Source organism: Lysobacter yananisis (assembly GCF_031199375.1).
In the GTDB taxonomy this organism is placed as follows: Bacteria; Pseudomonadota; Gammaproteobacteria; order Xanthomonadales; family Xanthomonadaceae; genus Lysobacter; species Lysobacter yananisis.
Map to the genome: position 1 here is coordinate 4,830,068 of NZ_CP133568.1, position 13,280 is coordinate 4,843,347.

General features: G+C 70.4%; 15 protein-coding genes. 9 read left to right on the top strand and 6 right to left on the bottom strand.

The annotated features are described in order from the left end of the window. The first annotated feature begins 210 nt into the window (after positions 1-210). From RDV84_RS19900 to galE, 3 genes are all read left to right on the top strand, one after another. A complete protein-coding gene (locus RDV84_RS19900; protein WP_057947577.1) occupies positions 211-708 on the top strand; it encodes a toxin-activating lysine-acyltransferase in 498 nt (165 codons plus the stop codon). A 25-nt stretch (positions 709-733) separates the two neighbouring features. Continuing rightward, positions 734-1,450: a TylF/MycF/NovP-related O-methyltransferase gene (locus RDV84_RS19905; RefSeq protein ID WP_250442476.1), complete on the top strand. Its 717-nt coding sequence runs from the start codon at positions 734-736 to the stop codon at positions 1,448-1,450. 103 nt (positions 1,451-1,553) lie between these two features. Beyond that, positions 1,554-2,549: a UDP-glucose 4-epimerase GalE gene (gene galE / locus RDV84_RS19910; RefSeq protein ID WP_309151347.1), complete on the top strand. Its 996-nt coding sequence runs from the start codon at positions 1,554-1,556 to the stop codon at positions 2,547-2,549. Positions 2,550-2,592: 43 nt separating this feature from the next. On the opposite strand, the gene RDV84_RS19915 is transcribed toward galE, so the two are convergent. After that, entirely contained in the window at positions 2,593-2,841 is a 249-nt protein-coding gene (locus RDV84_RS19915; protein ID WP_138884980.1) for a hypothetical protein, read from the bottom strand. Continuing rightward, positions 2,838-3,944 (bottom strand): MBL fold metallo-hydrolase, encoded by a 1,107-nt coding sequence (locus RDV84_RS19920; RefSeq protein WP_309153758.1) that lies wholly within the window; start codon positions 3,942-3,944, stop codon positions 2,838-2,840. Before RDV84_RS19920 ends, RDV84_RS19915 begins: the two co-directional genes overlap by 4 nt. 152 nt (positions 3,945-4,096) lie before the next feature. On the opposite strand from RDV84_RS19920, the gene RDV84_RS19925 reads away from it, so the two are divergent. Then, the gene (locus RDV84_RS19925) at positions 4,097-4,714 is read left to right on the top strand and encodes a TetR/AcrR family transcriptional regulator (protein ID WP_309151348.1); all 618 of its coding nucleotides are present in this window, start codon (positions 4,097-4,099) and stop codon (positions 4,712-4,714) included. 27 nt (positions 4,715-4,741) lie between these two features. On the opposite strand, the gene RDV84_RS19930 is transcribed toward RDV84_RS19925, so the two are convergent. Then, complete coding sequence (locus tag RDV84_RS19930) at positions 4,742-5,545, bottom strand: helix-turn-helix domain-containing protein (RefSeq protein WP_309151349.1); 804 nt, start codon at positions 5,543-5,545, stop codon at positions 4,742-4,744. An 82-nt stretch (positions 5,546-5,627) separates the two neighbouring features. Here RDV84_RS19930 and RDV84_RS19935 point away from each other — a divergent pair, with 82 nt between their 5' ends. The 3 genes from RDV84_RS19935 to RDV84_RS19945 all read left to right on the top strand — a co-directional run bounded on the left by RDV84_RS19935 (position 5,628) and on the right by RDV84_RS19945 (position 10,172). Beyond that, positions 5,628-7,034, top strand: a complete 1,407-nt coding sequence (locus RDV84_RS19935) for an FAD-binding oxidoreductase (RefSeq protein ID WP_309151350.1) — start codon at positions 5,628-5,630, stop codon at positions 7,032-7,034. 1 nt (position 7,035) lies between these two features. Next, a complete protein-coding gene (locus RDV84_RS19940; RefSeq protein WP_309151351.1) occupies positions 7,036-7,905 on the top strand; it encodes a class I SAM-dependent methyltransferase in 870 nt (289 codons plus the stop codon). Between the two features lie 209 nt (positions 7,906-8,114). Then, the gene (locus RDV84_RS19945) at positions 8,115-10,172 is read left to right on the top strand and encodes a TonB-dependent copper receptor (RefSeq protein ID WP_309151352.1); all 2,058 of its coding nucleotides are present in this window, start codon (positions 8,115-8,117) and stop codon (positions 10,170-10,172) included. A gap of 39 nt (positions 10,173-10,211) precedes the next feature. Here RDV84_RS19945 and RDV84_RS19950 read toward each other — a convergent pair whose 3' ends face one another. Both RDV84_RS19950 and RDV84_RS19955 read right to left on the bottom strand, forming a co-directional pair. Next, the gene (locus RDV84_RS19950; RefSeq protein ID WP_309151353.1) at positions 10,212-10,850 is read right to left on the bottom strand and encodes a hypothetical protein; all 639 of its coding nucleotides are present in this window, start codon (positions 10,848-10,850) and stop codon (positions 10,212-10,214) included. 276 nt (positions 10,851-11,126) lie between these two features. Next, positions 11,127-11,807, bottom strand: a complete 681-nt coding sequence (locus tag RDV84_RS19955; protein WP_309151354.1) for a DUF6766 family protein — start codon at positions 11,805-11,807, stop codon at positions 11,127-11,129. A gap of 153 nt (positions 11,808-11,960) precedes the next feature. Between RDV84_RS19955 and RDV84_RS19960 the strand changes: the two genes are divergently transcribed. Beyond that, positions 11,961-12,578, top strand: a complete 618-nt coding sequence (locus RDV84_RS19960) for a ferritin family protein (protein ID WP_078995645.1) — start codon at positions 11,961-11,963, stop codon at positions 12,576-12,578. Between the two features lie 6 nt (positions 12,579-12,584). After that, complete coding sequence (locus tag RDV84_RS19965; RefSeq protein ID WP_139381747.1) at positions 12,585-12,851, top strand: hypothetical protein; 267 nt, start codon at positions 12,585-12,587, stop codon at positions 12,849-12,851. Positions 12,852-12,888: 37 nt separating this feature from the next. Here RDV84_RS19965 and RDV84_RS19970 read toward each other — a convergent pair whose 3' ends face one another. Then, the gene (locus RDV84_RS19970; protein ID WP_057947562.1) at positions 12,889-13,266 is read right to left on the bottom strand and encodes a hypothetical protein; all 378 of its coding nucleotides are present in this window, start codon (positions 13,264-13,266) and stop codon (positions 12,889-12,891) included. Between the last annotated feature and the right edge of the window lie 14 nt (positions 13,267-13,280).

The window sequence follows — 13,280 nt, forward strand, 5'->3', positions numbered from 1 at the left end:
CGGCGATCTCGACGGCGATCGCGCGCGTTCGCGCCGCATCGCGCTCGCACTGCGGCGAGGACTGAATTACTCTCGCGGGCGGAACCTTGTCGTCGTACTCATGCAGTCCCCACACAGGCCCGGCCGCGATGCGGCCGGCGCCGCAGCCGCAACCCGCGACCGCGAACCTTCGCGGCCCCGCGCCGCTGGACAGATGGAGGAAGACCGCTGGTGATCGCGATTATCGAAGAACCCCGTTCGCTCTCCGCCGACTTCCTCAAGGAAATCGGCGCGGTCGCGTTCGTGATGGCGCGGCACGAGCGCCATCGCGACCGGCCGGTGCACGCCCTGCCCAGCCGGATCGCGCCGGCGGCGATGGCCCGGCAGATCCGGGTCTTCTACACCGCGCAAAGCATGCCGGTGGGCTACCTGACCTGGGCATGGCTGAATCCGCAGGCCGAGCGCCGCTGGATCGAACAGCCCGACGCGCCGCTGCATCCCTCCGAATGGACCGACGGCGACGCGCTGTGGTTGATCGACTTCGTGACCCTGCCCGGCCTGGAACGCAGGCTGTTGAACCACGCCAAGGACAGCCTGTTCGCCGACCAGCCCTCGATCAAGGCGCTGCACCGCGGCGCCGACGGCGCGGCGCGCAAGGTCTCGAACTGGCGCCGCCGCGGCGGCGCCTGGCGCGTGGCCGACCCGCATTGGCATTCCGCGCGCGGCTGAGCCCGCGCCCGAACGGAGGATATGGATGAGCCGCTCAGCCCCCACCGCCGATACCGGCGCGGACGACGCGCCCGACGCGATGCCCGGCCCCACCAGCGAACTCGCCAGGCAGCGCGTGTTTCCCGAGCATCGCTTCCAGTTCAGCGCGCACCAGTTGTGTTTCATGTGCAAGTGCCTGTCCGACACCCGCAACCTGGACGGCGCCATCGTCGAGATCGGCTGCGAGTACGGACACACCACGGTGTTCCTCAACAACTACATCGACGATCTGGTCGGCCAGGACCGCCCCTACTACGCCATCGACACCTTCAGCGGCTTCACCGAATCCGACGTGCGCTTCGAGGCCGACAACCGCGGCAAGCAGGGCATCGCGTACCAGGACTTCAAGGAAAACCGCAAGGAATGGTTCGAGCGGACCTTGCGCATCAACCGCATCCAGCGGGTGCGGGCGATCGAGGCGGACATCAACGCGTTCGACCTGCCCTCGCTCGGCCCGCTGTCGTTCGTGCTGCTCGACGTCGACCTGTACCGGCCCACCCGCAAGGCGCTGCCGGAGCTTTACGAGATGCTGCTCCCCGGCGGGGTGCTGGTGGTCGACGACTGCAATCCCGCCAGCAACCACTGGGACGGCGCGTATCAGGCCTACATCGAGTTCGTGCGTACGCGCAAGATCACGCCGAGGATCATGTACAACAAGCTCGGCGTGCTGAGGAAGCCGTTGCCGGAGGCGGCGCCGTCCTAGCGCGCCGCTCGCATCCAGCGCAGTTCTCCGTCGCGGCCGTCGCCGGCGCGCGGCACGATCCGCCCGGCCGGAGCCGCCGGGCGCCCAACCCGGGGCGAGTTGCTTGAACGCGAACAGGCCGATACTGATCACCGGAGGCGCCGGCTACGTCGGCAGCCACGTCGCGCTGCACCTGGCCGAGCGCGGCGAACGCGTCGTCGTGCTCGACGACCTGAGCACCGGCCACGCGCGCTCGGTGATCGGCGCGGAACTGGTGATCGGCGACGTCGGCGACCGCGACACGGTCGCGCGGGTGCTGCGCGAGCACGACATCGACACCGTCGTGCATCTGGCCGGGCGCACCATCGCCCCGGAATCGGTGCGCGACCCGCTGCGCTATTACGCCGGCAACACCTGCGCCACCCACAACCTGCTGGCGTGCTGCGCCCAGGCCGGGGTCAGCCGGTTCGTGTTCTCCTCGTCGGCCGCGGTCTATGGCATGCCCGCCTCGGGCGTCGCCAGCGAAGACACGCCGACCGCGCCGATCAATCCCTACGGCGCGTCCAAGCTGATGAGCGAGTGGATGCTGCGCGACCTGTCCGCGGCCAGCGGACTGCGCTACGCGGTGCTGCGCTACTTCAACGTCGCCGGCAGCGACACCCGCGGCCGCACCGGCCACCGCACCCGCAACGCCACTTTGCTGATCAAGGCCGCCTGCGAAGTGGCGACCGGGCAACGCGACTGGATCGCGGTGTACGGCACCGACTTCGCCACCCCGGACGGCACCGGCGTGCGCGACTACATCCATGTCGACGATCTGGCGCGCGCGCACGCCGACGCGCTGGACTACCTGCGCGGCGGCGGCGAATCGATCGTGCTCAATTGCGGCTACGGCCGCGGCGCGTCGGTGCGCGAGGTGTTGCGCGCGGTCGAGCGCGCCCACGGCGCGCCGATCCCGGTGGTCGAGCATCCGCGCCGGATCGGCGACGCGCCGTCGCTGATCGCCGACGCGGCGCGGATCCGGCAGGTGCTGGGCTGGTCGCCGCGCTGCGACGACATCGACCTGATCGTCGCCAGCGCGCTGGCCTGGGAACGCAGCCTCGCCGCCGAGCGCGGCTGAGCGCGGCGGCGCACGCCGCCGTCGTCTCCGCCGTGCTGTCGCTTCAACGCGACGCGTGGCCTCCCGGCGCATCGTTCGACGCATCGACGATCGCCGCAACCGAATAGCCGCTGCGCGCGATGGCTTCGACCGTTTCGGCCACGGTCAGCCAGTTTTCGACCCGCACGATCGGCGCGCCGCGCTCCAGGTCGCGTTCGAAATTGATCCGGCTGCCGATGTCGGCGCGCAGCACCGCCGCGGTGATCCCGCGCATCGCGTCCGCGTCCAGGGTTTGGTGCAATTGCAATCTCATGGCGCGGACTCCTGTTCGGTCAGGTCGGTGGAAAAGGGTTCGGCGGCGTCGGCCTCGCGCCACCACGGCGCGGTCGCCGCCGGCGCGCGCAGGTCCACGCGTTCGCCCATGCGCGGCGTGCTCAGCGCCACGCCGCGCTGCGCGGCCAGCGCCGACACCCGCTCGAACGGCTCGGTCCACGGATGCAGGGCGAGGTCGAAAGTGCCGTTGTGGATCGGCAGCAGCCAGCGGCCGCGCAGGTCCAGGTGCGCCTGCACCGTCTGTTCCGGCTGCATGTGTACGTGCGGCCAGTTGGCGTCGTAGGCGCCGGTTTCCAGCAAGGTCACGTCGAACGGCCCGAAGCGGCGGCCGATCTCGGCGAAGCCGGCGAAGTAGCCGGTGTCGCCGCTGAAGAACAACCGCAGAGTGTCGCCGTCGCCGGCGTCGTCGAGGATCGTCCACGACGCCCACAGCGTCTTGTCGCCGTCGAACAGACCGCGCCCGGAAAAGTGCTGCGCCGGCGTGGCGACGAAACGCACGCCGTCGATGCAGGTGCCCTGCCACCAGTCGAACTGGCGCACCTTGGCCGGATCCACACCCCAGCCGATCAGGCGGTCGCCGACGCCCAGCGGGGTCAGGAACACGCCCGCGGTCTTGGCCAGCCGCAGCACGGTGGCGCGGTCGAGATGATCGAAATGATCGTGCGACAGGATCACCCCGCGCAGCGGCGGCAAATCCGCCAGCGCGATCGGCGGCGCGTGGAAGCGCTTGGGCCCGATCCACTGCAACGGCGAGGCGCGCTGCGCGAACACCGGGTCGGTGATCCACCAGCCGCCGCGCAGCTTGACCAGCACGGTCGAATGGCCGAGCCGGTACAGGCTGCGGTCGGGCGCGCGCGCCAGCTGCCGCGCGGTCAGCGGCCGCACCGCCGGCGCCACCGCCGGGACCGCGTCGGCGGGCTTGTTCCACAGCGCGTCGGCGATGATCCGCAGCATCTTGCGCACGCCGGTGGCCGGGCGCGGGACGACGTTATGGAAACGCCCGTCGGCGAACTGCGGCGAGTCGGCATGATTGGCGTGATCGATCGAGGACAGGCGGGGCTTGGCGGCGAAAGGCAGGCAGATGCTCACGGTCGTGGCTCCGATGGGCAGGCGGGGGCGGCGAAGACGGGGCTGCAAGCGTTGCGAGACGGGCGCCAAGGCCCGCCTGAATACTTACACTGCCCAGTGTAGTGTACTTTTTGAAAAAGTAAACCCATGGGTGTAACCTTGCCGTCATGCCTACGCCCGCCCCTGCCCGCCTGACCGACCGCAAGCGCGCCGCCATCCTCGACGCCGCGATCGCCGAGTTCCGCCAGGCCGGCTACGAAGCCACCAGCATGGACCGCGTCGCCGCCAGCGCCGGGGTCTCCAAGCGCACCGTCTACAACCACTTCCCGAGCAAGGAAGTGCTGTTCGCGCACATCCTGCGGCAGTTGATGGAACGCACCCTGGCCTCGCCGGAACTGGCGTACCGCGCCGACCGCCCGCTGCGCGCGCAGCTGCTGGAACTGGTGCGGCAGAAGATGGAACTGCTGCAGGACGAATCCTTCATCGACCTCGCCCGCGCCGGCATCGCCTCGGTGATCCCCTCGCCCGAGCGCGCCCAGCAGATGTTCGGCCGCATCGGCGACAAAGAAGAAGGATTGGTCGTGTGGATCCGCGCCGCCGCCGCCGACGGCCGCCTGAACACCGATGACCCGGGCTTCGCCTCGACCTTCATGTTCGGCATGATCAAGGGCTTCGCGTTCTGGCCACAGATCACCATGGGCCAGCCGCTGTTGACCGAACAACAGCGCGATCGGGTCGCGCAGACCGCGACCGACATGTTCCTGGCGCACTTCGCGGCGGCGTGAGCGCCAGCGCGGCGTGCGCGCGCCGCCTCAGCGCCGTCGCGGCTTGTCCGCCGCCGGCTCCGCCTCGCGCAGGCTCTCGACCAGCGAAAACACCCACGGCCGGCTCGCCGCGAGCATGCCGACGCTGCGCCGGCGCTCCGGCGGCAGGCCGATGTCGAGATCGGCGGCTTCCTTGAATTCGGCCACCAGCTTGTCGAGCTTGCGCCGCAAGGTCGCCGCGGAGGCTTCGCTGAGCTCGCGTATCTCCAGGGCGAAGAACGCATCGCCGCCGTCGAAGCCGTGGTTGAGGAATTCGCGGCTGGCCAGCTGGAAATAACGCGCGCGCACCGGGCCGTCGTCGCGCCAGGAGAAATCGCGCGCGACGCGCAGCCGGGTGCGGTCGCCGGGCAGCAGTTCGATCAGGCGCAGCGCGTCCAGCCGCGCCAGCAACTTGACCAGTTCGGGCTTGCGCAGGCCGTAGTCCGCGCCGATCGCGGCGGTCTGCCAGCCTTGGCACAGCAGGTGGAACACCGTCATCAGGCGCGGCTCGGCGGCCAGCGCGGTTTCCTGGGCCAGGCTCAGGTGGCGGCGCGCGTCGCGGTTGCCGCGGGCGCTGCGCGCGAGTTCGAAGAAATCGATGTCCAGCGCTTCGCAGATCTGTTCGAGCCGGTCCAGGCCGATGCGACCGTTGGAGAGCATGCGCTTGATCGTGGGCTCGGACAGGCCGAGCGCGGCGGCGAGGTCGGCATAGCGCCAGCCGCGTTCCTTGAGGATGCGCTTGAGCGCGGCAAGCAGTCGTTCGCGTTCGGCCATGGTGGCGCAGGCGTCGGGTGGCGGGATAGCCGGGATCATATCCCGATACCAGATCCGCCGCGATTGCGGATGACGATACCCGGCCGCAGGCTGCGCGCCAGTCCACTCCGCCGCCCCGCCCATGTCGATCGCCGCCCTGCCCTGCGCCCCGCCGCTGGAAACGCTCAACGATGTCCACGCCCGGCTCAACCGCACCCAGGCGCAGGTGCTGCGGCCCGATTCGGTCGAAGCCACCTGCGCCGCGGTGCGCGCCTGCGCCCGCGCCGGCCAGCCGCTGATCGCCGCCGGCGCGCGCCATGCGATGGGCGGCCAGCAGTTCCTGTCCGGCGGCCGGGTGCTCGACACCTCGGCGCTGTGCGGCGTGCTCGGCTTCGACGACGCGCGCGGACTGCTGACGGTACAGGCCGGCATCCGCTGGCCGGCGCTGCTGACATGGCTGGCGTCGAGCCCGGACAACCGCGGCGGCTGGACCATCCGTCAGAAACAGACCGGCGCCGACGAGTTCAGCCTCGGCGGCGCGCTGGCCAGCAACATCCACGGCCGCGGCCTGAGCTACGCGCCGTTCGTCGAGGACGTCGAAGACCTGACCCTGATCGACGCGCAGGGCGAGCTGATCCATGCCAGCCGCCAACAGCGGCCGGAACTGTTCGCACTGGTCGCCGGCGGCTACGGCCTGTTCGGGATCGTGGTGGCGCTGACCTTGCGGCTGACGCCGCGCCAGGTGTTGCGCCGCGAAGTCGCGCTGACGCGCATCGGCGAGTTGCCGTCCGCGTTCGCCCGCGCCATCGCCGACGGCTGCACGTACGGCGATTTCCAGTTCGCGATCGATCCCGCCAGCGACGACTTCCTCGACCTGGGGGTGCTGTCGTGCTATCGGCCCGCGCCCGACGCCGTCGCTTCGGCGCCGCGCCACCTGCAGGCCGACGATTTCGCCCGCCTGCTATTGCTGGCGCACCACCAACCCACGCGCGCATTCGACGAGTACGCCGATTTCTATCTGGCCACGCACGGCCAGCACTACGCCAGCGACGCGCAACAGACCGGCGTGTACCTCGACGGCTACCACGCCGCGGTGGACCGCTCGCTCGGCCATTGCGGCTCGGAAATGATCAGCGAGTTGTACGTCCCGCGCGCTGCGCTGGCCGGCTTCATGGCGCGCGCCGCGCACAGCCTGCGCCGCCATCGCGCCCAGCCGATCTACGGCACCGTGCGCTTGATCGAGCGCGATCCCACCAGCGTCCTGGCCTGGGCGCGCGAGGACTGGGCCTGCGTGATCTTCAATCTGCACTTGCGCCACGATGCCGAGGGCATCGACGACGGCGCGCGCGCGTTCCGCGCGCTGATCGACGATGCGCTGTGGTTCGGCGGCAGCTTCTATCTCACCTACCACCGCTGGGCCACGCGTGCGCAACTGGAAGCCGCGCATCCGCGCCTGCGCGAGTTCCTGCGGTCCAAGCGCGAGTTCGATCCGCAACAGCGCTGGCAGAGCGACTGGTACCGCCACCACCTCGCCCTGATGCAGGCCTGAGATGGACCGCATATCGACCTCGATGCTGCTCGCGGCCGCGGCGGTGCGGCAGGCGCGCAGCGATTCGGACCCGGCGGTGGCGCGCAACGCGGCGCTCGCCCGCGCCTGCCTGCAAGGCTGCGGCCGGCCCGGAGCGCGGCTGCTGTGCGCCGTCGACCACGCCCTCGGCCGGGTCTTGCTGGCGGCGCTGGAAACGCTGTACCTGCCCGGGATCGGCGCGCATTACGCCTGGCGCAAGCGCCGCATCCGGCGTTGGGCGCTGCAGGCTTGCAACGACGGCGCGCAACAACTGCTGGTGCTCGGCGCGGGCTTCGACGGATTGTCGCTGTTCCTGCTCGAGCGCATCCCCGGGTTGCGCGCGTTCGAGATCGAGCGCGAATCCACAGTCGCGATCAAGCGCGAAGCCCTGTGCCGGCTCGGCGTGCGCGAGCCGCGCCTGAGCCTGATCGCGGCCGACTTGAGCGTCGTCGCCATCGAGGCCTTGCTACCGGGCATCCCGCGGTTCGATCCGCGGCAGCCGACCCTGGTCGTCGCCGAAGGCGTGCTGATGTACCTGGAACCGCCGGAACTGCAGCGGCTGCTGCGCGGCCTCGCGCGGACGTTGCCCGACGCGGGCCTGATCGCGACCGCGATGGCGCCGACCGCCGCCGGCGCGCCGGGATTCGCGCGCCAGCGTCCGTGGGTGCGGCGCTGGCTCAAGCGCGCCGGCGAACCGTTCCGCTGGGCGCGCACGCGCGACGCATTGGCCGCGACGCTGGCCGCCGCCTCGGTGCGCCTGGAACGCATCGCCGATCCCGACGAAGCCGCCGATCCCGATCCTTGCCCAGGCGAATGGCTGTTCGCCGGCGAGTTCGCGCGGCCGCCGCGGTAACGCGACGGCTGCGTAACGCGACGGCTTAAGCAAAACACCGCCCGTGCGGCGTTCTGCCGCAGCGTCCGCGGCCCGGCGCGGCGCGCGCCTGCCCTACTCTATGCCTCGCCCGCGCCGCGACCGGTTCGCGGCGCCTTCCTTCCCGATGCGCACCCGCTCCGGCGCCACCGCCGGCCGCTTCGCCGCGCCCGTTGACTGCGACCATTGCGATGACCTTGCGAACCCTGGCGCTGAGCTGCGCCATCGTCCAGACCCTGGCCGCGCCCGCCGCGCTGGCCGCCGAAACGGCCGCGGCGAAAGACGACTCCGCCGCGACCCTCGACGCCGTGGTGGTGACCGCCGCGCCGGTGTCGCCGCTGACCTTCGAACTCGATCCGCGGCTGCCGCGGCAACCGGTGCCGGCCAGCGACGGCGCCGACTATCTCAAGACCATTCCCGGCTTCAACGCGATCCGCAACGGCGGCAGCAACGGCGATCCGGTGCTGCGCGGCATGTTCGGCTCGCGCCTGAACCTGCTCGCCAACGACGGCAGCATGCCCGGCGCCTGTCCGGCGCGGATGGACAACCCCTTGTCGTATGTGTCGCCGGAAACCTACGACCGGCTGATCGTGGTCAAGGGCCCGCAAACCGTGCTGTGGGGCCCCGGCGCCTCGGCCGGCACCGTGCGCTTCGTGCGCCGCACCGAGCCGTTCGAGCGCCCCGGCGTGCGCGCCAGCGGCAGCCTGCTCGGCGGTTCGTTCGGCCGCAACGACCAGCGCCTGGACCTCGCCGCCGGCGCGCCGGGCGGCTACGGCCGGGTGACCGCGAACCGCTCGCAGGCCGAGGACTACGACAACGGCGACGGCCAGCGCGTGCCTTCGTCCTGGAAGAAGTGGAACGCCGACGCCACCGCGGGCTGGACGCCCGATGCCGACACCACGCTCGAACTCGCCGCCGGCCGCGGCGACGGCGAGGCGCGCTACGCCGGCCGCGGCATGGACGGCGCCCGGTTCGAACGCGAGAGCTACAGCCTGCGTTTCGAACGCAAGAACCTCGGCGGCGCGCTCGACGCGGTCGAAGCCAACGCGTACTACAACTACGCCGATCACGTGATGGACAACTACAGCCTGCGCGATCCCAATCCGATGAGCGCGATGCCGATGCCGGTGGCCGCGAACGTGGACCGGCTCACCGCCGGCGGCCGCGCCGCGGCGAGTTGGCGCTGGACCTCGCTCGAACTCACCGCCGGCCTCGACGGCCAACGCAGCCGCCACCGCGAACGCAGCGGCATGGGCCGCGGCGCCTATCGCGCGGCGCCGTGGAGCGCCGATGCGCGCTTCTCGACCCTGGGCCTGTTCGCCGAGGCCGCCTGGCGCGCGGATGCGCGCAGCCGCTGGGTCTACGGCGCGCGCGTGGACCGCGCCCGGGTCGAAGACCAGCGCGCCAGCGCCGGGATGATGGGCATGCCCAACCCGAGCTTCGGCGACACCCGGCGCGAAACCCTGCCCAGCGGTTTCGTGCGCTACGAACGCGACCTGGCCGGCACGCGCGCGGGCTGGTACGCCGGCCTCGGTCACGTCGAGCGCATGCCCGATTACTGGGAGCTGTTCTCGCCGAACCTGGGGCCGGCCGGCGCGGCCAACGCCTTCGCCGGGATCGCGCCGGAGAAGACCACGCAGTTGGACGTCGGTTTTCAGTACAAGGGCCAGCGCGTCGACGCCTGGGTTTCGGCCTATGTCGGCCGGATCGGCGACTACATCCTGTTTACCTATCTGCCCGGCGGCATGATGGGCCCGACCAGCCGCGCCGCCAACGTGGACGCGCGCATCCGCGGCGCCGAAGCCGGCGCCGACTGGCGCCCGGCCGAGCATTGGAAACTCGGCGCGAGCCTGGCCTACGCCTGGGGCGAGAACCGCAGCGACGGCCGCCCGCTGCCGCAGATGCCGCCGCTGGAGGCCAAGCTGTCGCTGGGCTACGACGACCGGCGCTGGAACGCCGGCGCGCTGCTGCGCGCGTCGGCGAAACAGGACCGGGTCGCGGTCGGCCAGGGCAACGTGGTCGGCCAGGACATCGGCCGCAGCCGCGGCTTCGCGGTGTTCTCGCTCAACGGCGGCTACCGCTTCAACGACAAGGTCCGCTTCAGCGCCGGCATCGACAATCTGTTCGATCGCCGCTACAGCGAACACCTCAACCTCGCCGGCAGCGCCGACTTCGGCTATCCGGCCGATCCGGTGCGCATCGACGAACCCGGGCGCTCGCTGTGGGCCAGACTCGACCTGACCTATTGAACGCGCCGCCGCATCGGCATCGCGACGCGGCTCGCCGCGTCACTCGCGCCGCGACAGGCCGACCTTGAGATCGTCGCGGATGTAGATCTCGACATAGCCCGGCAACCAGCCTTCGTGGGCCATGCGCACGAACGGTTCGAGCAGGCGGCTGTCCTGCTGCCCGGTCAGGAACACCACCGACCACAGGTTCAACGGCTGGGTTTCCTCGCCGCCGACGCCGTGCACGACGTGGAAGACCGGCTGGCCAGTGCCGGCGCGCAGCGGCGCGCCGTCGGGGCCCGGGTACTCGGCGGCGCCGATGAAGGTCACTTTCTGCTGCGCGTGATCGGCCCGGGTCTGTTCCAGGATCAACTCATAGCGATCGGGCTGCAGCCACAGCCGCTGCCGCGACTTGCGCACGAAGCGCTCGACCCGCTCGCGCTCGCCCTGGTCGGCCCACACCGCCGCGCTGCCGGGCTCGACCACGTAGGGAATGTAGCGGTCGGGCCGGCGCGCCTTGCGCGCTTCCATCTCCCACAGCTGCGCGCGGGTCAGCCGCAGCGGACGTTCGAGCCGGTAACGCTCGGACAGCACCCGGTTCACGTCGATCGGGGGAATCTCGAAACGGGTGTTGCGCGGGTCGTTACAGGCCTGCTCGAAGACGGGTTCGTGGTCCACGTTCGGGAATGCAATGCTCATGACGTCGCTCCGGGGGAAGGGGTTCGCGCTGCCGTCGCGGGCCGATCCGGTGCGGATCCGCGGCGGGCGGCGGGTGTGGGAACGTTAGGACCTCAATTTAAGTCGAGGTCAATGCGCGACCGGGCGAACGATCAGTTCCAGATCGGCAACTCTCGTTCCGACAACTGAACGATGCTTGCGAGCGGCCCAGCGGCTCGACCCGAATCGTCCGTTCGCAACGTCATCGCCGCCACGCGAACGCGAAGATCGCCCAGGCGTCGTGCCCGCTCCGTCGCGCTAGGCCCCGGTCTGCCGGTGCGGCGCGCGCACCGGCTTGGATTCGGGCGACTTGTCCTCGCGCAGGAAGATCGACAGCACCACGATCGACAGCACCGCGAGGAATTCGCTCTGCCAGTTCTGGAACGATTCGAACCAGAAATCGGAACTGCGCAGGTGCTCGCTCAGTTCGACCGGCGCACGCCCCTGCAGCCGGCGCTCGTCGTTGTGGTGGCGCCAACTGCCGTAGCCGTGCAGCGCGAACGAGCCCAGGAACAGCAGCAAGAACGCGGCCGTCAGCGAGTGCGCGTACAGCCGCCGCCACAGCCCGCCGCGGCGCACCGGCCACGGCGCCGGGCCGGGTTCGATGTCTTCGGGTTGCGGCTCGAACGGGCGCGGCTCGAACGGTCGCGGCTCGAACGGTCGCGACTCGGCCGACCCCAGTTGGCGCAGCCACACCGTCAACAGCACGTACATGCCCATCTGCAGGAATTCGCTTTCCCAGTTCTCGAACGTGGCCGAGATGAAGTGGCCGCTGTCGAGATAGGCCCACAGCGTCAACGGCGCGCGGCCTTCGCGCGCGATTTCCTCGTTCCACGCGGCCTGGCCGGTCAGTACCTGGCCGAGCAGGAATACGACGAAGATCGCGGCCAGCACCAGGCTCAGGCCGTTGCGTCGCCAGAAGGACGGTTCACCTCGCATCGCTGCTTGCATCGCACTGCGCGCTCCGTAACAAGGGTCGCGAGGACGATCCGCCGGTCGGCGTTAGCGCGATGTTCACGCCGGCGTTCACTCGCGCTGAATTCGAAGCGTTCTACGTTGCCCGCACGCCAGCAATCGACGATGGAGGACACGATGGCCAGCAAGCGCCACGACCGCGCCCAGTTGCACGAACTGCTGTACCAGGCGCTGGAAACCGAGAAAGGCGGCATCCGGATCTACCAGACCGCGCTGGAGTGCGCGGTCAACGAAGGCCTGCGCGAGGAATGGCAGGGCTACCTGCAGGAAACCCGCCGTCACCACGAGATTCTGGTCGGCGTGTTCGCCGAACTGGGCCTGGACCCGCAAGCAGCCTCGCCCGGCCGCGAGGTCGTCGCCCACATCGGCGCTTCGCTGGTGAAGGCCATGCAGATGGCGCTCAAGGCCGGCGATCCGCAGGCCGCCGAACTGGTCGCGGCCGAGTGCGTGGTGCTGGCCGAGACCAAGGATCACCAGAACTGGGAACTGATCGGCCATGTCGCCAAGAACACCAGCGGCAAGGAAGCGGCGACGCTGATGGAAGCCTACGAACAGGTCGAGAAGGAAGAGGACCACCACCTCTACCACACCCAGGGCTGGGGCCGCGAGCTGTGGATCGCCAGTCTCGGCTTCAAGGCGGTGCTGCCGCCGCCGGAAGAGATCAAGCACGTCGAGACCGCGATCGGCGCATCGCGCGCGGAGCAGTCGCGCGAACGGATGTTGAAGAAGAACTGAGCCGCCATGGCGAACCCACCCGGCCGGTTCCCCTTCGACGTCCCGCCCGCGTTCGGACCAGAGTCCGAACGCGGGATGGGCCGCGCCGTCGCCGACGACGGCGCGCTCGAACGCATCGGCGAGCGGCGGCCTGCCGCGGACATCGGCCTCGCCGGCGGCATCGCGGCGTGGGTCCGGCGCAAACCCGCGCATGCCTTCGCCCTGGCCGTGGCCGCGGGCTGGTTGCTAGGCAAGATCAGTCGCGTCGCCCAGGGCCGTCGGCGGCTGCGATAGAAGCGCGATGGAAGATAGCGCGGCCCGGCGCCTCGCCTCACGGCTGCATGTGTTCGCCGACGATGACCACGATCCGGTCCGGCACCAGCGGATCGTTGGCGTAGACCCGCACCAGCGATTGCGTCCGTCGCGTCACCACCGCCGCGAACGTCTCCAGCAGCACCGAGGTGACGACCACGGCGCGATTGGGCGTGACCAACCGCCGCGTGCACACCAATTCGCCCGGACGGGCCACGAACTCGTCGCTGACCAGCAGGCGCACCGGCAGGCCGTTGGCGGTGGCGTTGCGGATCGCGATGCAGGCGTCGTTGGCCTGGATCGGCAGCTTGCCGCTCAACGGCGGCAGGTTCAACGCACCGGAGTCGCACACGAGCAGGACCGGGTTGTACTGGGTGATCCGGGCGAAGACCTTCATGCAGCGGTGCATCG